We start from the raw sequence: 21,081 nt of genomic DNA, 5'->3' as shown, positions 1-21,081 counted from the left end.
AGATCCGGATCCGCCTGCGTTATTTCGCTTCGCTGCGCGAGGCCCTGGGCAGCGAGGAGACGCTGGAGATCGACGGCCCCGCGAGCGTGGCGGCCGTGCGTGACCAGCTGATCGCCCGCGGCGACCCGCACGCCGGCGTGCTCGCCCGCGGCCGGCCGCTGCGCAGCGCGCTCAACCAGGTGCTGTGCCCGGAGTCGACCCTGGTCGACGAAGGGGCCGAGCTGGCCTTCTTCCCGCCGGTGACCGGCGGCTGAACGGAGATGGCCATGAATCGACCGGCCCGCGTGTCCATCCAGACGCAGGACTTCGACCTGTCGGCCGAGGTGGCGGCCCTGAGGGCGGGTGATGGGGGCGTGGGGGCGGTGGTCAGCTTCCTGGGCACGGTGCGCGAGCGCAGCGACGGCGCGAGCGTGCAGGCGATGGAGCTTGAGCACTACCCGGGCATGACCGAGGCCAGCATCGAGTCGATGATCGACGCGGCCTTCGAGCGCTTCGACCTGCGCGCCGCGCGCGTGATCCACCGCGTGGGGCCGCTGCAGCCGCAGGACCAGATCGTGCTGGTGCTGGTGAGCTCGGCCCACCGCGGCCAGGCCTTCCTGGCCTGCGAGTTCCTGATGGACTACCTGAAGATCCAGGCGCCGTTCTGGAAGAAGGAGACCACGCCCGAGGGCGCGCGCTGGGTCGACGCCCGTGTCAGCGACGACGCGGCGCTGCGGCGCTGGGGGCTCGAGGCCGACAACGGCGGCGTGGCGTGAGCGCCGTGCTGGTGCAGGCCGGCGCCATCGCGCTGGGGGCCTCGGCGGGGGCGCTGCTGCGCTGGCAGGCCGGCCTGCGCTGCGGCGTGCTGGTGTCGGGCATTCCGCTGGGCACGCTGGTGGTCAACGTCGCCGGCGGCCTGCTGATCGGGCTGGCGCTGGTGTGGTTCCGGCTGCACCCGGACCAGCAGGTCTGGCGCCTGCTGGCGGTGACCGGTTTCCTGGGCGGACTGACCACGTTCTCGACCTTCTCCGGCGAGACGCTGACGCTGCTGGCGGGCGGGCGCCACGGCACGGCCCTGCTGCACGCCGGCCTGCACCTGCTGGGCGCGCTGCTGGCCGCGGCCGCGGGCCATGCGGCCGGGCGCTGGCTCTGGGACGCCTGAGCCCGCCGATCCGGGGTCGCGGCCGGCCTGCTTGATCCAGATCGAAAGGCCGTCCGACCCTGCCTTGAAATCGCGTCCGCTCGCCTCAGATCCTCTGCAACCGGAGGATTCATCCCATGCGACTCGACAAGCTCACCACGCTGCTCCAACAGGCCCTCGGCGACGCCCAGAGCCTCGCGCTGGCGGCCGACCACCCCTACATCGAACCTGCCCACCTGATCAAGGCCCTGCTGCAGCAGGAGGACGGGCCCCGCTCGCTGCTGCAGCGCGCCGGCGTGAACCTGCGCGCCCTCGACGACGCGATCGAGACGGCGCTCTCGCGGGTGGCCACCGTGCAGGGCGCGCAGCTGCAGCCCGGGCGCGAGCTGGTCGCGCTGCTGCAGGCCGCCGAGAAGGAGGCCACCAGACGCGGTGACCAGTTCATCGCCAGCGAGATGATCCTGCTGGCCTTCTGCGACACCAAGACCGATCTCGGCCTGGCCGCGCGTGCCGCCGGCCTGACCCGCAAGGCGCTGGAGTCCGCCGTCGATGCGGTGCGTGGCGGCGAGAAGGTCGACAGCGCCGAGGCCGAAGGCCAGCGCGAGGCGCTCAAGAAGTACACGCTCGACCTGACCGAGCGCGCCCGCCTGGGCAAGCTCGACCCGGTGATCGGCCGCGACGACGAGATCCGCCGCGCCATCCAGGTGCTGCAGCGCCGCACCAAGAACAACCCGGTGCTGATCGGCGAGCCCGGCGTGGGCAAGACCGCCATCGTCGAGGGCCTGTCCCAGCGCATCGTCAATGGCGAGGTGCCCGAGTCGCTGAAGAACAAGCGTGTGCTGGTGCTCGACATGGCCGGCCTGCTGGCCGGGGCCAAGTACCGCGGCGAGTTCGAGGAAAGGCTCAAGTCGGTGCTCAAGGAGGTGGCGCAGGACGAGGGCCGCATCATCCTGTTCATCGACGAGTTGCACACCATGGTCGGCGCGGGCAAGGCCGAAGGCGCGATGGACGCGGGCAACATGCTCAAGCCGGCGCTGGCGCGCGGCGAGCTGCACTGCATCGGCGCGACCACGCTGGACGAGTACCGCAAGTACGTCGAGAAGGACGCCGCGCTGGAGCGCCGCTTCCAGAAGGTGCTGGTCGACGAGCCGACGGTGGAGGCGACGATCGCGATCCTGCGCGGCCTCAAGCCCAAGTACGAGGTGCACCACGGCGTGGAGATCACCGACCCGGCCATCATCGCCGCGGCCGAGCTGTCGCACCGCTACATCACCGACCGTTTCCTGCCCGACAAGGCGATCGACCTGATCGACGAGGCGGCAGCCAAGATCAAGATCGAGATCGACTCCCGCCCCGAGGTGATGGACCGGCTCGACCGCCGCCTCATCCAGCTCAAGATCGAGCGCGAGGCGGTCAAGCGCGAGAAGGACGAGGCCTCGATCAAGCGCCTGGGCCTGATCGCCGACGAGATCGTCAAGCTCGAGCGGGAGTACGCCGACCTCGAGGAGATCTGGAAGGCCGAGAAGGCGACCGCCCAGGGCTCGGCCCAGGTCAAGGAGGAGATCGACCGCATCCGCTCGCAGATCGAGGAGTGGAAGCGCAAGGGCGACTTCAACCGCGTGGCCGAGCTGCAGTACGGCAAGCTGCCCGACCTGGAGAAGCGCCTGAAGGAGGCGCAGGCCAAGGAGGCGGGCAAGTCCGCCAACAAGGACGGCACGGCCGCGCCCCAGCTGCTGCGCACGATGGTGGGTTCCGAGGAGATCGCCGAGGTGGTCTCGCGCGCGACCGGCATCCCGGTGTCCCGGCTGATGCAAGGCGAGCGCGACAAGCTGCTGCAGATGGAGAAGAAGCTGCACGAGCGTGTGGTCGGCCAGGACGAGGCCATCGTCGCGGTGGCCGACGCCATCCGGCGCTCGCGCGCGGGCCTGTCCGATCCGAACCGGCCGCTGGGCAGCTTCCTGTTCCTCGGCCCCACCGGCGTGGGCAAGACCGAGCTGTGCAAGTCGCTGGCGGGCTTCCTGTTCGACAGCGAGGAGCACATGATCCGCGTCGACATGAGCGAGTTCATGGAGAAGCACTCGGTCAGCCGCCTGATCGGTGCGCCCCCGGGCTACGTGGGCTACGACGAAGGCGGCACGCTGACCGAGGCCGTGCGCCGCAAGCCCTACAGCGTGGTGCTGCTCGACGAGGTCGAGAAGGCCCATCCGGACGTGTTCAACGTGCTGCTGCAGGTGCTCGACGATGGCCGCCTGACCGATGGCCAGGGGCGCACCGTGGACTTCAAGAACACGGTGATCGTGATGACCAGCAACCTGGGCTCGCACCTGATCATGTCGATGGTCGGCCAGGACTCGGAGACGATCCGTGAGGCGGTGTGGGGCGAGGTCAAGCAGCACTTCCGCCCGGAGTTCCTCAACCGCATCGACGAGGCGGTGGTCTTCCATGCGCTGGACCGCCAGCACATCGAGTCGATCGCGTCGATCCAGCTGCAGGCGCTGGCCGCGCGGCTGGCCAAGATGGAGATGACGCTGGAGGTCACGCCCGAGGCGCTGGCCGAGCTGGCCAAGGTCGGCTTCGATCCGGTGTTCGGTGCCCGCCCGCTGAAGCGCGCGATCCAGCAGCGCATCGAGAACCCGGTGGCCCGGCTCATCCTGGAAGGCCGTTTCGGCCCGAAGGACGTGGTTCCGGTCAGCGTGGACGAGGCCGGCCAGTTCCAGTTCGGCCGCGTGGTGCACTGAAGCGCGGCCCGGCGGCCCGGGTCGGGGCCGCCGGGCCGGTGCTCAGGTCGGCGTGTAGCGTGGCAGGGCTGCGTCCATCGCCGCCAGGCGGGCCCTCAGGGTCGGCCAGTCGGTCACGGCCGGATCGAACAGCAGGTGCACCGCCAGGCCCGGCTGGCTGGTGATCAGCCTCAGGCCCTGTGACAGGCTGCCGCCCGCGATCACCAGCTCGCTGGGCTCGGAGCTGATGTGCAGCGAGCGGCGGCTGGTGGCCGCCGCCGCCATCAGCAGCGTGCCGCGGCGGGCGAGGTCGACGGCACGCGGCTCGTCCGGCGTCGTGGCGACGACCTTGCTGCTGGCCTGCTCGAACACGCACAGCGCGTGCACGCCTGGCAGGTCCGCCAGCTCGCGCACGAAACGGCTCATCGGGGCGTTGCGGGGCAGGGCCGGGGCGGGCGGGCTGGCCGGCAGCGGCGCGCTGGTGGTCGTCAGCGCGGCCGGGGCCGAGACCAGCGGGGCCGCGCCCGTCGTGGCGCTGCCGACCGGCAGGGGCATCGGCTGCGAGCTCTCGCGGGCCGGGCGGAACGGCTCGAGCAGCAGCGCCTGCGCCAGCGGGTACTGCTGCAGCTGCCACTGGTTCCAGGCCCGGGCGAGGAAACTCCAGGCCTCGCTGGAGCCCACCACCAGCGGGGCGATGCGCGTGGTCACGCCCGAGCCGGCCCCCAGGCCGCCGGCCAGCGTCGCCAGCGAGGTCGAGGTGGCCGAGGCCAGCGGCATGAACTGCAGCTGGCGGCAGGTCCAGTGCGGATCGAACAGGTGGTCGCGCAGCGGCTGCAGCAGGTCGTTGAGCGCCTGGGCCGACAGCTCGCCCACCATCACCACGCCCAGCGTCGAGCGGCCCAGCAGCACATGGCTGACCGCCTGGCGGGTGGCCGGATCGGTGTCGGTGTCGCAGCAGTACAGCCGCAGCACCCGGCCATGCGCGGCCGGGCAGTCGAGGTAGTCGATCGAGGCCAGCAGGGTGCCGAAGCCCTGGCGGCGGATCACCAGGTGCTCGATCGGCTGGCCGGTGGCGCCGGCCAGCGCCTGCAGCAGCCGCCGCGAGGCGTTGCAGGCGAGGTCGTGCAGCGCCACGTAGGTGGCCGGATGCAGCTCGAAGTGCTGGATCAGCGCCGAGGCGGGGTCGCACGAGACGAAGAGCTCGCGCGTGTGCTCGCCGCTCGGGCGGCCGAGATCACCCATCGACGACGCGGCGTGCCTGGGTGCCGCAAGCTCGGCGATGCCGGTCTTGCCCTCGGACAGGCCGCCCGGGCTGGACGGCGTGGAGGGATCACGGAAACGGTTCATGTCACTGCCTCGGGAGCACGATGGGACGGACTTTGCAGTGCTGGTGTGTGCGGCCTTCCACATCCAAGCCCGATGTCATCCTATCATCCGCCTTTCGCAGTTTTGTGGTGACGGACAGTGTTTCCGTTGTTGCCGATCGAGTCTGATTCATGTCCGTCCAGTACACCTCTGAAGAACATCTCCCCGTCGTGATCATCGGTGCGGGCCTGGCCGGCCTCACGGTGGCACTCCATCTGGCCCAGAACCGGGACGTCATCGTGCTGGCCAAGCGCAGCCTCGAAGAGGCCGCGACCAACTGGGCCCAGGGCGGCATCGTCGGCGTGCTCGGCCCCGACGACAGCATCGACAGCCATGTGCGCGACACCCAGGAGGCCGGAGCCGGCCTGGTCGACGAGCACACCGCCCGGTTCATCGCCGAGCGCAGCGCGGCGGCCGTGGCCTGGCTGGTCGAGCGTGGCGTGCCGTTCTCGCCCGACCCCGACGGCCCGCTGGGCCTGCACCTGACGCGCGAGGGCGGCCACGCCGTGCGCCGCATCGCCCATGCGGCCGATGCGACCGGCCGGGCCATCCACGAGGCGCTGCTCGAGGAGGTGGCGCGCCACCCGCGCATCGAGGTGCGCCATCCGTGGATGGCGGTGGACCTGATCACCACCCGCCACGCCCGCGGCGACGGCGCGCCCCGCTGCTACGGCGTCTATGCGCTCGACATCGAGTCGGGCCGCATCGAGACGCTGCAGGCGAGCGCGGTGGTGCTGGCCAGCGGCGGTGCGGGCAAGGTCTACCGCTACACGACCAACCCGGACACCTCCACCGGCGACGGCATCGCGATGGCCTGGCGCGCCGGCTGCCGCATCGGCAACATGGAGTTCATCCAGTTCCATCCGACCTGCCTCTACCACCCCGAGGACCGCAGCTTCCTGATCACCGAGGCGCTGCGCGGTGAGGGCGGGCACCTGAAGCTGCCCGACGGCACCCGTTTCATGCAGGCCCACGATGCCCGCGGCGAGCTGGCCCCGCGCGATGTGGTGGCCCGCGCGATCGACTTCGAGATGAAGCGCCACGGGGTCGACTACGTGCTGCTCGACGCGACGCACCTGGGCGAGCCGTTCCTGAAGGAGCATTTCCCGACGGTGCATGCCCGCTGCCTGGCGCTGGGCATCGACATCGCCCGCCAGCCCATCCCGGTGGTGCCGGCGGCGCACTACACCTGCGGTGGCGTGGTGACCGACCTGGCCGGTCGCACCGACCTGCCGGGGCTGTACGCGGTGGGCGAGACCACCTACACCGGCCTGCACGGGGCCAACCGGCTGGCCAGCAACTCGCTGCTCGAGTGCGTGGTGCTGGGCCGCACCTGCGGCGAGTCGATCCTGGCGCAGCCGGCGGTCGATCGACCGGTCCTGCCGGGCTGGGACGAGAGCCAGGTCGAGAACGCCGACGAGCAGGTCGTGATCGCCCACAACTGGGACGAGCTGCGCCTGCTGATGTGGAACTACGTCGGCATCGTGCGCACGACCCGCCGCCTCGAGCGGGCGCTGCACCGCATCCGGCTGCTGCGCACCGAGATCGACGAGTACTACGCCAACTTCCGGGTCAACCGCGACCTGCTCGAGCTGCGCAACCTGGTCGACTGCGCCGAGCTGATCGTGCGTTCGGCGCTGATGCGCCGCGAGAGCCGCGGCCTGCACTACAGCCGCGACTACCCGCAGGCGCTGCCGGTGAGCTTCCCGACCATCCTGGTGCGCGATGCGCGGGCGAGCCGCTCGCCGGCCGACCGCAGCCTGCCGCGCGAACGCAATTCCGTGGGGCTGTGCCGCTGAGCGGCAGGCGCCGGGCCCCGGTGGCTCAGCGGCGGGCGCGCATCGCGATGCGCGCCTGCACGAACTCGAAGGCGTAGTTCACCGCGTCGTTGATGGTCTGGTCCATCGACAGGCGCTCCTTCTCCGTCAGGTAGAAGGCGAGGTCGACGGTGTGGCGGATGTAGCGGGCGCCCAGCCGGTTCAGGGCCACGCAGGACACGTCGGGCAACGTGTCCGCATCGAGGTAGGGGTAGTTGGGTGCCAGCCGGGCCACGGCGTCGAACACCGGGCGTTCGTAGTGGTTGTGCACCGAGCTGAAATCGACGTTCATGCTGCGCTGATCCTTGAAGAGTGATCGGGTTCAGCGCTTGTATCGACCTCTGGCGGTCAAACTTGACCGCCAGAGGTCGGCAGGACGTCAGGCCGCGCCGATGTGGGGCACCAGGCCCTGGGCGGGGCGGCCGGTCGTGGCCGGCCGGGCCGCGACGAAGTCGAGCATGCGGTCGATGCAGCCCAGCGCCTGCGAGCGGATCGGCTCGTCCACCTGGATCTCGCCCAGGCCCTTCTCCAGGCAGTCGACCACGCCCTGCAGGCCGTTCATCGCCATCCACGGGCAGTGCGCGCAGCTCTTGCAGGTGGCGCTGTTGCCGGCGGTCGGGGCCTCGATCAGGCGCTTGCCCGGGGCCGACTGCCGCATGCGGTGGAACATGCCGTTGTCGGTGGCGACGATGAATTCCGGCGCGTCCATCTCGATCACCGCCCGCAGCATCTGCGCGGTGGAGCCGACCACGTCGGCCTGGTCCACCACCTCGCGCGGCGATTCGGGGTGCACCAGCACCTTGGCCTGCGGGTGCTCGCGGCGCAGCAGCTCGAGCTCCAGGCCCTTGAACTCGTCGTGCACGATGCAGGCGCCGTTCCACATCAGCATGTCCGCGCCGGTCTGGCGCTGCACGTAGCTGCCCAGGTGCTTGTCGGGGGCCCAGAGGATCTTGCGGCCCTGGTCGTGCAGGTGCTGCACGATCGACAGTGCGCAGGAGCTGGTGACCATCCAGTCGGCCCTGGCCTTCACGGCCGCGCTGGTGTTGGCGTAGACCACCACCGTGCGGTCCGGGTGGGCGTCGCAGAAGCGGTTGAACTCGTCGGCCGGGCAGCCCAGGTCGAGCGAGCAGGTCGCGTCCAGGTCGGGCATCAGCACCCGCTTGGCGGGCGACAGGATCTTGGCGCTTTCGCCCATGAAACGCACGCCGGCGACGACCAGCGTGCCGGCGGCGTGGTCACGGCCGAAGCGGGCCATCTCCAGCGAGTCGGACACGCAGCCGCCGGTGGCCAGCGCCAGGTCCTGCAGGTCGCCGTCGACGTAGTAGTGGGCCACCAGCACGGCCTGCTGCTGGCGCAGCAGCTCGGCGGCACGCTGCTTGAGCGCGTCGCGCTGGGCGGTGGTCAGGGGAGCGGGCACCTTCGCCCAGGCATGGGCGGTGCAGCTGGCGCCGCTGGCGTCCTGGCGGGTGTAGTCGAACTGAACGTCATTCATGGGCCGCTATCCTAGCCGACCCGCCGTCCGGGCGCCGATCGGTGGGCTGCCGGCTCAGGTGTCGAAGTGGTTGAGCGCGACCTTCATCTGCCAGCGCACCAGGGCCGGGTCGCCGAAAGAGGTGCTGGCCACCACCATCAGCAGCAGCTCGGCCTGGCCGGGAACCGGCAGCGCGATGCAGTGCTGCTCGCCCCGCACGAAGGACAGCTCCGACAGCGGCTCCTGCTCCCGGCGGCGGTCATGCAGCTTCCACAGCGCCACCAGGTCGCCCAGCACGGGCTTGATGCGGCCGTCCTCGCCGCGCGAGCCCAGCACCGCGCGGCGGCGACGATCGACGATCGCGCAGGCCAGCACGCCCGGTGCGGCCGCGGTCAGGTCCAGCGCGAGCGGCATCTCGGCCGACAGCGCCGTGGCGTCGCTGGCCACGTCCTGCGGCCAGAGGCTGTCGCCGCCCTCGACCGGCGCCGCATCGGGATCCGCGGCCGGCGGCACGCCGCGCAGCTCGTCGCGGGTGTTCGTGCCCGACAGGTCGGCCCCGGTGACCATCGACACCAGCTGCAGCGGCCAGTCCGGCGCCGGGCTGGCGAAGGTCTCGAGCACATGCACCCGCAGCGCGTTCGGCCACGCGGCCTTGCGCAGCCGCTCGGCCCGCTGGGGCTTGTCGGCCGGCGTGAGCATCAGCATGGACGGGCCGTCCCAGGGCGAACGCTCGAAATGTTCCTGGATGCGCCGCACCAGTTCCCGGTCGCCGGAGCCGCCGGCGAGCACCACGGCCCGGTCGGCCTGCTCGAGCAGCGTCAGCGCCACGGCGGCGCCCATCGGATCGGTCAGCGCCGCCTTGATGCGCACGATGCCCAGGTCCTGGCCGTCCGGGGTGGGCAGGCGCGTGTGCTGGATCTGCGCCAGCACCTGGCTGGCCTGCTCCTGCCGCAGCCGGGTCTCCGTCACCTTCGGCCGCGGGCCGGTGGCCACCTGGCTGATGCTGAACAGCGGCCAGTTGCGGGCGGGCTCCCAGAAGACGATGCAACTGCTGGGCATCGAGCCCTCGCGGGCGAACAGGTATTCGAGCGGCGGCGCCTTCGGGATGGCTTCGCGGGTGAGCAGCTCCCGCACGGTCACGCTGACGGCGCCGTCCGCCGCGGCCGGGGCCTCGGGGGGCGTGGCCGGCGGCGTGGACGGGACACGGGACGACGAGGCGGGGCGCTTGGATTTGAGATTGAGCATGGGCGGGTGGAGCGGCAGCACACGCTGACGTGATCCGCCTAGGATAAGCGCAATCCTGTCCGGATCAGCTGAACTGCTGCTGCGCTTCCATCACGCGAAAGCGCGTCATCGCCAGGTTGCTGCGCAGCTTGTCGAGCACGGCCAGCAGGAAATGGCTGGGGTGGGCCTGCAGCGTGCGGATGATGTGGTAGCGGCTGCCGGCGGTGACCAGCACCTCGTCGACCGGATCGCCCGGTCGGGGGTGGCCCATCAGGCGCAGCGAGTTGGCGTGCGCGCGCAGCACGTCCGAGGCGGCCGCGGCGGCCCGGTCGACGTCCGGCCCCCGGGTGTTGCTCGCCAGCACCAGGCCGGTGTCGAGCTCGACCAGCGCGGTGAAGATCACGCCGTCGAGGTGGGCGAGCGAGTTCAGGATCGCCTCGGCCTGGCGGCGCTCCGGCGGGGTCCTGAGCAGGTCGAAGCGGCTGGCCGACACGCCGGGGTCGGCCGGGGCTTCCGGCGCCACGGCGGGCAGGTGCAGCCGCATCGGCGTGATGGCGCTGCCCGCGGTCTCGGCCGGCAGCGTGCCGAACTGGGTGTGGCCGGTGGTGGCCGGCAGCGTCTGCATCGGCCCGAAGCCGGTGTCGGCCGCCAGACCCTGCATCACGCCCGGACCGCGTGTCGGGGCCGGGGGCAGCCGGAAGAAGCCGTCCGCGGCGGTCGGGGTCGCGGGGGTGTTGGTCGTGGTGGTCGTGGCGGTGCCGGCCAGGGTCCGGCCCCGCTCGGCGGTCGGGCGGGTCTTGAGCCGGGCCCAGTGCGCCAGCAGCTTGTTCCAGACCGTGCTGGCGCTGGTCAGCGGCTCGCACAGGCTGTCGACCTGCATGCTCGCGGGCCAGGGCAGGGCGCTGACCTTGCTGGCGATCCACAGTGCGCCCACCGGCAGCATGAACAGCAGGTGCGGGCAGCGCCAGGTCGTCGAGCGGCAGGCGTTCAGCACCGACGCCAGCAGCTGGTCGATGGCGGTGGGCGACAGCGGCCCGATCAGGATGACCGCCAGGTCCGAGCGCTCCATCAGCGCCATCGGGATGGCCAGGCCGTCGCTGCCCGGGGTGCGCACGTCGGCGTGGTAGACCTTCAGCGTCTCTTCCTGGCGCCGCGACAGCGTCGTGCGCTCGATCATCGCCAGCGTGGCCAGCGAGGCCTGTTCACGCAGGTGCAGGCGCTCGATCGGCTGGCCGCTGGCGTCCGACAGCGCCCGCACCACCGCACCGGCCCACATGCGGGTCGGGTCCAGCAGCGTGATGTTGCGCTGGGTGGGATCGACGTTCTCCTGGACGCTGGTGTAGTGCGCCCGCATGGCCTGCGCGGCCGAGCCGATGACGAACAGGTCCTGCTCGTGCCGGTCGACGATCTGCCCGGCCTCGTTCATCTCCCCGCTGACGTGCTCGAGGATGGCGGTGGCCACGAAGTCCGTCTCGCCGGAGCGCCGGATGGGTTGCGAGCGGGAGGGGTAGAGGTCGCCGAAGAGGCTCTTGAGCATGGGGGGTGCCCTCGAGGTGGAGCCGCGGGGGGTGGATCGATCGGGGTGACCGAGCATAACGCGCGCCGGACTTGTCAGCACGGATGCGGCAATGATCGCGATACTCCTTTTTTCCGAACGACGAAACGATGGAGCGACATGACCATGGCCCTGACCGATTTTGCGACCTGCGACCTCTGTGACCTCCACAAGGGCGTCACCGACGGCAGTTTCCGGGTGCTGGCGCCGGTGTTCCGCGACTACGGCGCGGTGCGCAAGTTCGCCGGCCCGGTGGTCACGGTGAAATGCCACGAGGACAACACGGTGGTCAAGCAGCTGGTCGAGAGCGATGGCCGCCTGCAGACGCCGCAGGGGCCGGTGGCCCAGGTGCTGGTGGTCGACGGCGGCGGCTCGCTGCGCCGGGCGCTGCTGGGCGGCAACCTCGGTGCCGCGGCGGCCCGCAACGGCTGGGCCGGCGTCGTGGTCGACGGCTGCGTGCGGGACGCGGCCGAGCTGGCCGTCAGCCAGACCGGCATCCGGGCGCTGGCGCTGATGCCGCTGCCCACCGAGCGCCGCCAGCCCGGCCAGCGTGATCTGGCGGTGCAGATCCAGGGCGTCTGGGTCCGCCCGGGCGACTGGCTCTACGCCGACGAGGACGGCATCGTCGTCATGGATCGCCGCGCCTGAAAAAAGTCGCGCGACAGGGGTACATCCGGGCAGGCTCCGGTCGATAAAACCATGCAGGCGCGACAGCAACCGGCTGTTCCGTGCTGTCGCGTGAACGGAATGCCCCACATGAATGCACCTCTGGTGACCGAACTGCTCGCACGCACGCAGGATGTGCATCGCCTCGAAGCCCTGATCGAGGGCTACGACGTGCCGCCTCAGCCGGGCCTGCTGGTGCAGTTGCGCGGAGAGCTGGCCCGCGCCCGACCCCGTACCGACGTGCTGGTGCAGCTGGCCGCGGGCGACGTGGCGATCGCCTCGGCGCTGATGCGCACCGCCAACACCCCGCTGGCCGGCCTGCTGCGGCCGGCCGGCACGCTGCGGCTGGTCTTCGAGCGGCTGGGGGCCCAGCGCTGCATCAGCATCCTCACCGATCACGTCATGCGCCAGGTCTGGTCCGGGCGCGGCCCCACCTTCGAGCGCTTCTGGGACGTGGCGAGCAAGCGTGGCATGGTCACCAGCTGGCTGGCGCAGCGCCATGGCGAGATCGAGCCCGACGTCGCCCACACCTTCGGCCTGTTCTGCGACGTCGGCATCCCGCTGCTGATGCAGCACTGCACCACGCCGAGCTACCAGGTCACGCTGGCCGAGGCCAACCTGGGCCGCCGCCCGTTCACCGACGTCGAGCGCGGGCGCCATGGCACCGACCATGCCGCCGTCGGCGCCGCGCTGGCCCACAGCTGGGGCATCGACAGCGAGGTGGTCGAGGCGGTCAGCGTGCACCACGACTACCGCGTCTTCGTCGCGCCGGTGGCCCCGCGCCTGAAGCTGCTGGTGGCGCTCGGCCTGGTGGCCGACCGCATCATCCAGTGCCACACCGGGCTGAACCGCCACGCCGAATGGCAGCGCGGAGGCGACCAGGCCCTGCGGGTGCTGGGCCTGACGCCCGACGAGTTCGACGCCTGGGCCGACGAGGTCTACAGCCAGCTCGAGCTCAGCTTCTGAGTCCGCGGCGGCCGTGCCGCCGGCTCAGCGCAGCAGCTCGAGCAGGCGGTCCAGGCCGCCCTCGTTGATCGCCACCATCGCCTGCTCACGCACCCGCGGCTTGGCGTGGTAGGCCACCGACAGGCCGGCGGCCTCCATCATCGGCAGGTCGTTGGCGCCGTCGCCCACCGCGATGGCCTGCTCGGGCCGGCAGCCGATCGCCTCGCAGGTCGCCAGCAGCGTGCGGCGCTTCTCGGCGCCGTCGCAGATGTCGCCCCAGTCCTGCTCGACCAGCCCGCCGGTCAGCACGCCGTCGACGATCTCCAGGATGTTGCTGCGGGTGTGGTCGAGCTGCAGCAGGCCCTGCACCCGATCGGCGAAATAGGTGAAGCCGCCCGACACCAGCAGCGTCTTCAGGCCCGCCGCCCGGCAGGCCTGCACCAGCGCCTCGGCACCCGGGTTGAGCTGCAGGCGCTCCCGGAAGACCGCCTCGAGCGCGCTGGCCGGCACGCCCCGCAGCAGCGCCACGCGGCGGCGCAGGCTGTCCTTGAAATCGGTGATCTCGCCGCGCATCGCCGCCTCGGTGATCGCGGCGACCTCCGCCTTGCGGCCGGCGGCATCGGCGATCTCGTCGATGCATTCGATGTTGATCAGCGTCGAGTCCATGTCGAACGCGATCAGCCGGAAGTCGGCGAGTGCCAGGGGAGGGGTCCAGCCCTGGACCACCAGGCCGGGTGCAATTTCTCGGGTCATGTGCATCAGTAGCAGGTCAGGCGCACCGGCGGCGCCGGTGTCAGCAGGGTGAGGCCGGCGCCATCGCCGCAGGCTGCGGCGCCGTTCAGGCGCGTGATCGTAACCGCTGTGCCCCTGCGCCTGCCCGTGTTCGTGCCTGTGTCCGTGTCTTCGCCCGAGGTCCGTTCAGGGCGCCTTCTTCAGCACCGCCCCCAGCACCTGCACCTGCCGGCGCAGGTCCGCACCGATCAGCGCCTCCAGGCTTTGCTGCTCGGTGGCCGCGGTGACGCCGGCGGCCTGCAGCCGGGCGCGCAGCTGCTCGCTGGTCAGCCCGCCCACCTGCGCCAGCGTCGACAGCGGCACGCGGGCCAGCGCATGCACCGGCGCGGCAAACGGCGGCTCGCCGCCCTGGCCCGCACCGGCGAAGAACGACAGCCCCAGCACCAGCACGAACACGCCGATCAGCACCCGGCCGGTGGTCTGCCGGAAGTGGCGCACGAGGGCGCCCCAGTTCACCACCGAGTGCAGCACCACCCCGACCACCATGACCCAGCCCAGCCACTCGTGCGCCAGCTTGTTCAGGCCGCGGTCGAGGTGGAAGAACATCAGGACGCCGGTCACCGCCATCAGCACGAAGGCACCGATGGTCAGCGGGGTCACCCATTGGCGTTGCAGGTTCATGGCGAGCTCCAGTTCAGTTGGTGTTTACCCTGATTCTGGCGCCGGACCTGCTGCGCGGCCATGGCGCGTGCATGTCTTTTTGTGTCGGCATGACGAAGGTCAGTCGCCGCGTTGATGGAGGGCGGATTCAAACCTCTACCAGAGCCTCGCCCAGACGACTTTGCGTGCTCTGGCGAGCTGACAGGCGCTGACGCAGGTCGGCGCAGAGGCTGCGGAGTTGGGTGACGCGGGCGACGATGCGGGCTTGTTCGGCGAGTGGCGGCAAGCCAATCACCAAATTCGCCACCTGCTTTGTTGAAATATGTGGCACACCGTTGCTGCGTCCGGGATCAATTGTCCGCATGAATAAATCTGACTGCAGCCAAAGCACAAAGAAATCAGCAGACATGCCGGCCGCATAAGGGGACAGCCTGGCAACTCGTTGTAGAAGAAGACATGGCAAATCACTTGCTTTCACGATCGCATATTTCAGGCCAGTTGAAATTATGGGGCGATCAAGAGATAGCACGATGTCGCCTGCTTTGAGGGCAAACGATGAAAAAGCATCTGCCGTCGATGAATCGACAAACGCGGGTTGCGACCAGTCTATGTGCCCATGACTGATGTTCACATTTCGTAAAAGCCGAGTCCCGATATTTTTAAACCACTCGCTCTTGAATGCGTAGCCATTCAACATCTCTACAAGGTCACCGACCCGCACCCACGCCCAGGGCTCTTGCAGCGCAAACGGTTTTTCTTCATCCGTAATTGCGGTTAATGGCTTATCCCTCTTGATTTCCCCCGCCGCAATCAGCCGATCCTTCTCCGCCCGAATCCTCTGCAACAACACACTCGCCTGCTCGTCCGCCGGGTCTTGCGGCACCAGCAGCCCGCGCACGGCGAGTTGCAGGATGGTTTGCTCCAGCGCGTCCACGGCTTCGGGGCGGTCGAGCAGCAGGTCGAAGTGGTCGCTGACGCGCTGCCAGTGCGCGGCGAGTTCGTCGGGCGAGGTGCAGTCGGTCAGCGTGCCGAGCAGGGTGTTCAGCAGTTTGACGTGCTGCGCGGTTTCGAGCTGGCGCTGCTGTTCGAGGGCATCGCACAGGCGCATCAGTTCTTCGACGCGGGTGACGATGCGGGATTGTTCGGCAGTTGGGGGAAGTGCAATAAGACCCTGAAAGAAATTTGCGTCATTAATAGCGGGGTACGCAATGCCAACAGATTTACTATTTGCGAAATCTGTGAAAGGCTTGCTTCTAAGATATGTCAGTAGATACCTTGATATTAAGCCCTGATGCGGGTGCATGGTGGCGAACGCAGTGCTCGCAATCGGGCGGGGTTGGTAGTCCTGCTCCACGATGGCGATATTCTTGAGGTACGGGCGAATAGTTGAGTACAAGACTGTGCCGACAGCAACATTCTTTCTGGCTCTAGAAGGTGCGTCCGTAGGGTGTATGACCTGAATATTATTCGTGATCACGCCCTTGATATTTTCGATCGCGGCTACATCGATGTACGTAAAGGGAGTGCTCGGCTCGCCTTGTCCAAGGCTGTATGTCAGCGCAGGTATGCGCGCCCAAGTCCAGCCAGTCGGAATTTCAAATGGCAACTCCTCATCAGAGATTTCAGCCATCGGCTTATCTCGCTTGATTTCCCCCGCAGCGATCAACCGATCCTTCTCCGCCCGAATCCTCTGCAACAACACACTCGCCGGCTCATCCCCCGCCTCCTGCGGCACCAGCTTGCCCTGTACCGCCAGCGTCAGGATCAACTCGCGCAGCCGCGCCACGCCACCGGGCGCGGTGGCCAGCAGGTCGAAATGCGGGATCAACGGCGTCATGCCCGGTCCTCCGGTTGAGCGAGTTCGATCCGTGCACGGTCACGGGTCAGTTCGGCCTGCAATTCCGCCTCCGTGGGCAGCCACGGCTGGTAGCGGCTGGCAAAAAGCTGGCGACCCTCGGCCAGCAGCGAATAGCGCGCCACGGCCTCGTTGCGCTCCGAGCACAGGATCAGGCCGATGGTCGGGTGGTCATCCGGCTGGCGCACCCGTTCGTCGAATACCCGCACGTACATGTCGAGCTGCCCGACATCGCGGCGGATGAGCGCCTGTGCTTCCGCCTCCACACCCGCACGGTCCTGGCTGGACAGCAGGCGCTGGTAGTACAGCGTGCTGATCTGCCGGCTCAGTGCCGCCACGCTCCAGGTCTGGCTGACCGATTCGCGGGCGTACCACTGCCGGGCGGCAGGATCGGCCACGCGCATCAGCGCCCGCAGGTGCGACCAGCCCAATTCGCTCCACGGCGTGGAGCGAATCTCGTCATCCGGCAGCGTCAGATAGAGCTGGCGGTAGTTGCGCAGACTCTGCACGGCAAACCCAGGGCCGAACTCGGCCGAGAGCCGTTCAGCCAATTGGGCCAGCACCTGCTCGCCATACGCGGCCCGCGACTGCCCCGCCTGTTCATGCTCCACGATCAGGCGCCCGACCTGCCAGTAAGCCTGAACCATGGCCTGGTTGATCTGGCGGCGCACCTGTTGCCGAGCCTGGCTCAGGACCGCCTGGATTTGCGCGTAGAGTGCCTGCGCCGGATCGCCCTCGACAGCGGCGAGGCCCGTCTTGTCCGCGGGCGCCGTGGCTTTCTTTTTGTTCATGCGCATTGCACGCCTCCCAGCGACTGCGCCAGGATCGCCTTGAGCCGATCCCGCAACCCCTGCGCCTCGCCCTGCAGCCGCGCATAGTCGGCCAGCAACTGGTCCGGGTCATGGCTCACCGCGTCCGGCGCGTGCGGGTTCTTCTGGTCGAGGTTCCAGCCCGCCGCCTTGATCGCCGCGATGTCCACCTTCCACGCCCGCTCGTGTTCCACCCGCGCCGCGAACCCGTCCGCCTCGCTGCCCCACCACGCCTTCTCGGCCTCGAACTCCTCGATCCGGATCGGCTTGGTCTTGTTGTAGCTCTTCGCGCCCGCCGGATAGGGATGCTCGTAGTACCAGATCGACTGGGTCGGCGCCCCCTTGGTGAAGAACAGCAGGTTGGTCTTGATCCCCGTGTACGGCGCGAACACCCCGTTCGGCAGCCGCACGATGGTGTGCAGGTTGCACTCGGTCAGCAGTTGCTCCTTGATGCGCGACTTCACGCCCTCGCCGAACAGCGTCCCGTCCGGCAGCACCAGCGCCGCCCGCCCGTTGTGCTTCAGCAGATGCTGGATCAGCACCAGGAACAGGTCCGCCGTCTCCTTGGTGCGCACGTCGGCCGGATACCCCTGCTCGATCCCCGGCTCCTCGATGCCCCCGAACGGCGGGTTCGTCAGCACGACATCCACCCGGTCCGCCGCCCCGTAGTCCCGCAGCGGACGCGCCAGCGTGTTGTCATGCCGGACCGAACTCGGCACCTCGATCCCGTGCAGCATCAGGTTCGTCACGCACAGCATGTGCGGCAACTGCTTCTTCTCCACCCCCAGCACGCTGGCCTGCAACACCGCCTCCTGCTCGGTGTTGTGGACCTGCCGCCGCAGGTGCTCGATCGCGCAGACGAGGAAGCCGCCCGTGCCCGTCGCCGGATCGAACACCCGCTCGCCCAGCCGCGGGTCCACCATGTCCACCATGAACTGCGTCACCGCCCGCGGCGTGTAGAACTCGCCCGCGTTGCCCGCGCTCTGCAAGTCCTTGAGGATCTTCTCGTACAGGTCGTTGAACTGGTGGCGCTCGCTCTGGCGGTTGAAGTCGATGGCGTTGAGCTTGTTGATCACCTGCCGCAGCAACTGCCCGCTCTTCATGTAGTTGTAGGCATCCTCGAACACGCCGCGCACCACGTAGCCACGCGGGTTGCGCTGCGGGTCGGCGCTCAGGCTCTTCAGCGTCACGAACAGCTCGTTGTCCACGAAGCTCAACAGCGCATCACCCGTGATCCCCTCGGCGTCCGCCGCCCAGTTCCGCCAGCGCATGCGCTCGGGGATCGGGCTGCGGTAGTCGTCGCGGGTCAGCTCCAGCTCTTCTTCGAGCGCGTCGAACACCTTCAGGAACAGCAGCCAGGTGAGCTGCGAGATGCGCTGGGCGTCGCCGTCCAGGCCGCTGTCCTGGCGCATGACGTCTTGGATGGATTTGATGACTGCAGAGAGATTCGACATGGAGAAGCCGGTAGGGAAGGGCGGGACCAGTCGGAGCTGGTCGGGTTCGGGAGATCGGCAGAGCGGCGGCGCGGCGGCGCGCAGGGTCAGGATTGTGCGGGCGCGTACAGCTCGCGCTCCAGCGTGTTCAGCGCCTGCAGGTACTGCGGCCGACCGCCGAAGCTCTTGATGAGTTCGGCCGGCCGCCCGAGCGCGGTGAAGGGCTGCACGCTGAGCACGGATTGGCCTTCGATGGTGGCGATGCCCTCGTCGGCGTACTTGTCCAGCAGCGCGTCCATCACCTTGCGCGCCATTGGCCCGTACGCGGTGAAGACGTTGCGCTGCTTCACCCGCCGCGCCCGCTCCCGGCGCGTCAATGGCGGCTGGCCGTAGGCGACGTGCAGCAGCAGGTCGAAGGGGTCCAGCTCCCGGCCCACCTCGTCGGCCAGCGCGTCGAAGAAGATGCCCTGCGCTTCGAGTTCGGCCAGCAGCGCCGCCTTGCGCTCGGCGCTGTTCCACGTCTGCAGGAACTGGTCGAGCGAGTCGAAGCGTTTGCCGAGGTGGATGCGCGTGTAGTCGCGCAGGCTCTCGGTGACGAGCTTGCCGTCGGCGTTCAGGTACTGCACCCGCTCGCGCGCCACGGACACGTTCACCGTGCCGCCGATGACGTACTTCCGCGGCCCGCCGTCGCCGTCGCCATCGCCGAAGGGGCCGAGCGGACCGGGCTGCGGCAGATCGCCGGGCGCTGCGCCATCCCCGGTCGGCGTCTCGCCCTCGACGGGCTGGCCGTCCGGACCGACAGGCGCCACCGGCTCGGGCGGCTCCACCGGCTCATCCCCTTTCGGTTCGTAGACCTGCACCGGCTCGCCGTCGAAGTCCTTGTCCGCGAACAGCTCGGTGGCCCGCTTGAAGTCGAGGATGGTGAACCAGGTCTTGTCCAGGTCCTCGCGCAGCCGGGTGCCTCGGCCGATGATCTGCTTGAACAGCGTCATCGACTTGATGTTCTGGTCCAGCACGATGAGCTTGCAGGTCTGCGCATCGACGCCGGTGCTCATCAGCTTGGAGGTGGTGGCGATGACCGGGTAAGGCTTGTCAGGATCGATGAAGTTGTCGAGTTCGCGCTTGCCTTCGGGGTTGTCGCCGGTGATCTGCACCACGTAACGTGGCTGGGTCTGGCAGATGTCGGCGTTGGCATTACTCAGGGCCGAGCGCATGCGGGCAGCGTGGTCGATGTCCTCGCAGAAGACGATGGTCTTGGCGTGGCGGTCGGTGGCCTTGAGGTATTCGGTGATCTTGGCCGCCACCACCTCGTCGCGGCGCTCCAGCACCAGGCGGCGGTTCATGTCGGCGCCGGTGTAGATGCGGTCTTCGATGACGTTGCCGAGCTTGTCGGTCATGCCCTCGGTCGGGCGCCAGCCGAAGGTGTCGCGGTCGAGGTCGATGCGTACCACCTTGTAGGGCGCGAGGTAGCCGTCTTCGATGCCCTGCCTGAGGCTGTAGGTGTAGATCGGTTCGCCGAAGTAGTCGCTGTTGGAAACGGCTTCGGTTTCCTTGGGCGTGGCGGTCAGGCCGACCTGGGTGGCACTGCTGAAATAGCTCAGGATCTCGCGCCACGACGAGTCTTCGGCCGCGCTGCCGCGGTGGCATTCGTCGACGATGATGAGGTCGAAGAAGTCGGGCGAGAACTGCTTGTAGATGTTGCTCTCGTCGTTAGTTCCGGTGACCGCCTGGTACAGCGACAGGTAGATCTCGTAGCTCTTGTCGACCTGCTTGGTGGTCTTGTTGACGGCGAGCGTGACGTCCTCGACCGTGACCTGGCCCTGCGCGTCGACGCGTTCGACGCCTTTTGCATTGGCGCTCAGCTTGGCCATCGCGCCCTTGAAGGGGCGGAAATCGTTGACCATGGTCTGGTCGATCAGGATGTTGCGGTCTGCCAGGAACAGGATGCGTTTCTTGGCGCCGCTCTTCCACAAGCGCCAGATGATCTGGAAGGCGGTGTAGGTCTTGCCGGTGCCGGTGGCCATGACCAGCAGCGCGCGCTGGCGCCCTTGGGCAATCGCCTCGACCGTGCGGTTGATGGCGTTGAGCTGGTAGTAGCGCGGCGTCTTGGCGGGTGCGTAGTCGAACTCGGCGACCTTGCGCACCTCGGGTGTCCAGCCTTTCCAGGCGCAGTACTTGGCCCACAGTTCGGCCGGCGACGGGAACTGATCGAGCGTGAGAACGCGCTCCAGCACGCCGTCGGCCAGCGTGGCGTCGCGGAAGATGAAACCGTCGCCGTTGCTGGCAAAGCTGAACGGCACGTCGAGCAGTTGCGCGTAGTTGATCGCCTGCGCCATGCCGGCGCCGACCGCGTGGTTGTTGTCCTTGGCCTCCACCACCGCCAGCGGAATGTTGAGCTTGTGGAACAGCGCGTAGTCGGCGCGCAGCACGGTGGAAATATCGCGTTTGGCCTTGCGGCCCCGCACCACCACGCGCCCGGCACGCAGCGGGTACTCCCGGTAAATCTGGTCCATGCCGTTCCAGCCCGCGCGCTCCATGGCCGGGCGGATGAACTTGTCGCAGATGTCGCTCTCGCTGAGGCGGCGTTTGTCCATGAAACTCCCTGGGCCAGCCGGCGACGCACGTGTTCTGGTGGTCTCGGCCAAGGCTGTGATTGATTCTTGTCAGTGCTTCGCGGCACTTTTGAGAATCATCACACATCCAGAGCGCGCG

At 68.8% G+C, this 21,081-nt stretch carries 18 protein-coding genes; 7 read left to right on the top strand and 11 right to left on the bottom strand.

Annotated features, from left to right (window positions below; translation table 11 throughout):
* Positions 1-2 precede the first annotated feature (2 nt).
* The 4 genes from C7444_RS05185 to clpB all read left to right on the top strand — a co-directional run bounded on the left by C7444_RS05185 (position 3) and on the right by clpB (position 3,858).
* Positions 3-254 (top strand): MoaD/ThiS family protein, encoded by a 252-nt coding sequence (locus C7444_RS05185; RefSeq protein WP_211317485.1) that lies wholly within the window; start codon positions 3-5, stop codon positions 252-254.
* 12 nt (positions 255-266) lie between these two features.
* The gene (locus tag C7444_RS05180; protein WP_110399804.1) at positions 267-755 is read left to right on the top strand and encodes a molybdenum cofactor biosynthesis protein MoaE; all 489 of its coding nucleotides are present in this window, start codon (positions 267-269) and stop codon (positions 753-755) included.
* Complete coding sequence (gene crcB, locus C7444_RS05175) at positions 752-1,141, top strand: fluoride efflux transporter CrcB (RefSeq protein WP_110399756.1); 390 nt, start codon at positions 752-754, stop codon at positions 1,139-1,141. Before C7444_RS05180 ends, crcB begins: the two co-directional genes overlap by 4 nt.
* 116 nt (positions 1,142-1,257) lie before the next feature.
* Positions 1,258-3,858 carry an ATP-dependent chaperone ClpB gene (clpB, locus tag C7444_RS05170; protein ID WP_110399755.1) on the top strand — a complete coding sequence of 867 codons (2,601 nt, stop codon included), beginning with the start codon at positions 1,258-1,260 and terminating at the stop codon, positions 3,856-3,858.
* Positions 3,859-3,900: 42 nt separating this feature from the next.
* On the opposite strand, the gene C7444_RS05165 is transcribed toward clpB, so the two are convergent.
* Positions 3,901-5,184 carry a hypothetical protein gene (locus C7444_RS05165; protein WP_110399754.1) on the bottom strand — a complete coding sequence of 428 codons (1,284 nt, stop codon included), beginning with the start codon at positions 5,182-5,184 and terminating at the stop codon, positions 3,901-3,903.
* A 149-nt stretch (positions 5,185-5,333) separates the two neighbouring features.
* Here C7444_RS05165 and nadB point away from each other — a divergent pair, with 149 nt between their 5' ends.
* Positions 5,334-7,001, top strand: coding sequence for an L-aspartate oxidase (gene nadB, locus C7444_RS05160; RefSeq protein WP_110399753.1), 1,668 nt, complete (start codon positions 5,334-5,336; stop codon positions 6,999-7,001).
* 25 nt (positions 7,002-7,026) lie between these two features.
* Here nadB and C7444_RS05155 read toward each other — a convergent pair whose 3' ends face one another.
* The 4 genes from C7444_RS05155 to C7444_RS05140 all read right to left on the bottom strand — a co-directional run bounded on the left by C7444_RS05155 (position 7,027) and on the right by C7444_RS05140 (position 11,251).
* Positions 7,027-7,311 (bottom strand): late competence development ComFB family protein, encoded by a 285-nt coding sequence (locus C7444_RS05155; protein WP_110399752.1) that lies wholly within the window; start codon positions 7,309-7,311, stop codon positions 7,027-7,029.
* Between the two features lie 87 nt (positions 7,312-7,398).
* The gene (nadA, locus tag C7444_RS05150) at positions 7,399-8,511 is read right to left on the bottom strand and encodes a quinolinate synthase NadA (protein ID WP_110399751.1); all 1,113 of its coding nucleotides are present in this window, start codon (positions 8,509-8,511) and stop codon (positions 7,399-7,401) included.
* Positions 8,512-8,565: 54 nt separating this feature from the next.
* Complete coding sequence (locus tag C7444_RS05145) at positions 8,566-9,735, bottom strand: hypothetical protein (protein ID WP_146219352.1); 1,170 nt, start codon at positions 9,733-9,735, stop codon at positions 8,566-8,568.
* Positions 9,736-9,799: 64 nt separating this feature from the next.
* The gene (locus C7444_RS05140; RefSeq protein WP_110399749.1) at positions 9,800-11,251 is read right to left on the bottom strand and encodes a roadblock/LC7 domain-containing protein; all 1,452 of its coding nucleotides are present in this window, start codon (positions 11,249-11,251) and stop codon (positions 9,800-9,802) included.
* Between the two features lie 138 nt (positions 11,252-11,389).
* On the opposite strand from C7444_RS05140, the gene rraA reads away from it, so the two are divergent.
* Both rraA and C7444_RS05130 read left to right on the top strand, forming a co-directional pair.
* Entirely contained in the window at positions 11,390-11,917 is a 528-nt protein-coding gene (gene rraA, locus C7444_RS05135; RefSeq protein ID WP_110399748.1) for a ribonuclease E activity regulator RraA, read from the top strand.
* 108 nt (positions 11,918-12,025) lie between these two features.
* Positions 12,026-12,901, top strand: coding sequence for an HDOD domain-containing protein (locus C7444_RS05130; RefSeq protein ID WP_170130635.1), 876 nt, complete (start codon positions 12,026-12,028; stop codon positions 12,899-12,901).
* 24 nt (positions 12,902-12,925) lie between these two features.
* On the opposite strand, the gene serB is transcribed toward C7444_RS05130, so the two are convergent.
* The 6 genes from serB to hsdR all read right to left on the bottom strand — a co-directional run bounded on the left by serB (position 12,926) and on the right by hsdR (position 20,963).
* Complete coding sequence (serB, locus tag C7444_RS05125) at positions 12,926-13,639, bottom strand: phosphoserine phosphatase SerB (protein ID WP_375136904.1); 714 nt, start codon at positions 13,637-13,639, stop codon at positions 12,926-12,928.
* A gap of 159 nt (positions 13,640-13,798) precedes the next feature.
* Positions 13,799-14,293, bottom strand: coding sequence for a DUF4405 domain-containing protein (locus C7444_RS20855; protein WP_211317480.1), 495 nt, complete (start codon positions 14,291-14,293; stop codon positions 13,799-13,801).
* A 127-nt stretch (positions 14,294-14,420) separates the two neighbouring features.
* Positions 14,421-16,109 (bottom strand): restriction endonuclease subunit S, encoded by a 1,689-nt coding sequence (locus tag C7444_RS05115; RefSeq protein ID WP_110399746.1) that lies wholly within the window; start codon positions 16,107-16,109, stop codon positions 14,421-14,423.
* Entirely contained in the window at positions 16,106-16,918 is an 813-nt protein-coding gene (locus C7444_RS05110; RefSeq protein ID WP_110399802.1) for a PDDEXK nuclease domain-containing protein, read from the bottom strand. The genes C7444_RS05115 and C7444_RS05110 overlap by 4 nt, the downstream gene beginning before the upstream one ends.
* Positions 16,915-18,390, bottom strand: coding sequence for a type I restriction-modification system subunit M (locus C7444_RS05105; protein ID WP_110399745.1), 1,476 nt, complete (start codon positions 18,388-18,390; stop codon positions 16,915-16,917). Before C7444_RS05105 ends, C7444_RS05110 begins: the two co-directional genes overlap by 4 nt.
* A gap of 86 nt (positions 18,391-18,476) precedes the next feature.
* Positions 18,477-20,963: an EcoAI/FtnUII family type I restriction enzme subunit R gene (gene hsdR / locus C7444_RS05100; RefSeq protein ID WP_110399744.1), complete on the bottom strand. Its 2,487-nt coding sequence runs from the start codon at positions 20,961-20,963 to the stop codon at positions 18,477-18,479.
* Between the last annotated feature and the right edge of the window lie 118 nt (positions 20,964-21,081).

The sequence above is a fragment of the Sphaerotilus hippei genome (assembly GCF_003201595.1).
GTDB lineage: Bacteria > Pseudomonadota > Gammaproteobacteria > Burkholderiales > Burkholderiaceae_C > Sphaerotilus > Sphaerotilus hippei.
This window is presented reverse-complemented; position numbering and strand designations above follow the sequence as displayed.

Excerpts from the sequence above, each read along its gene's own strand:
- C7444_RS05180 (WP_110399804.1), top strand. The coding sequence starts at position 267 with ATGAATCGACCGGCCCGCGTGTCCATCCAGACGCAGGACTTCGACCTG.
- clpB (WP_110399755.1), top strand. The coding sequence starts at position 1,258 with ATGCGACTCGACAAGCTCACCACGCTGCTCCAACAGGCCCTCGGCGAC.
- C7444_RS05165 (WP_110399754.1), bottom strand. The coding sequence starts at position 5,184 with ATGAACCGTTTCCGTGATCCCTCCACGCCGTCCAGCCCGGGCGGCCTG.
- nadB (WP_110399753.1), top strand. The coding sequence starts at position 5,334 with ATGTCCGTCCAGTACACCTCTGAAGAACATCTCCCCGTCGTGATCATC.
- C7444_RS05155 (WP_110399752.1), bottom strand. The coding sequence starts at position 7,311 with ATGAACGTCGATTTCAGCTCGGTGCACAACCACTACGAACGCCCGGTG.
- nadA (WP_110399751.1), bottom strand. The coding sequence starts at position 8,511 with ATGAATGACGTTCAGTTCGACTACACCCGCCAGGACGCCAGCGGCGCC.
- C7444_RS05145 (WP_146219352.1), bottom strand. The coding sequence starts at position 9,735 with ATGCTCAATCTCAAATCCAAGCGCCCCGCCTCGTCGTCCCGTGTCCCG.
- C7444_RS05140 (WP_110399749.1), bottom strand. The coding sequence starts at position 11,251 with ATGCTCAAGAGCCTCTTCGGCGACCTCTACCCCTCCCGCTCGCAACCC.
- rraA (WP_110399748.1), top strand. The coding sequence starts at position 11,390 with ATGACCATGGCCCTGACCGATTTTGCGACCTGCGACCTCTGTGACCTC.
- C7444_RS05130 (WP_170130635.1), top strand. The coding sequence starts at position 12,026 with ATGAATGCACCTCTGGTGACCGAACTGCTCGCACGCACGCAGGATGTG.
- serB (WP_375136904.1), bottom strand. The coding sequence starts at position 13,639 with ATGCACATGACCCGAGAAATTGCACCCGGCCTGGTGGTCCAGGGCTGG.
- C7444_RS20855 (WP_211317480.1), bottom strand. The coding sequence starts at position 14,293 with ATGAACCTGCAACGCCAATGGGTGACCCCGCTGACCATCGGTGCCTTC.
- C7444_RS05115 (WP_110399746.1), bottom strand. The coding sequence starts at position 16,109 with ATGACGCCGTTGATCCCGCATTTCGACCTGCTGGCCACCGCGCCCGGT.
- C7444_RS05110 (WP_110399802.1), bottom strand. The coding sequence starts at position 16,918 with ATGAACAAAAAGAAAGCCACGGCGCCCGCGGACAAGACGGGCCTCGCC.
- C7444_RS05105 (WP_110399745.1), bottom strand. The coding sequence starts at position 18,390 with ATGTCGAATCTCTCTGCAGTCATCAAATCCATCCAAGACGTCATGCGC.
- hsdR (WP_110399744.1), bottom strand. The coding sequence starts at position 20,963 with ATGGACAAACGCCGCCTCAGCGAGAGCGACATCTGCGACAAGTTCATC.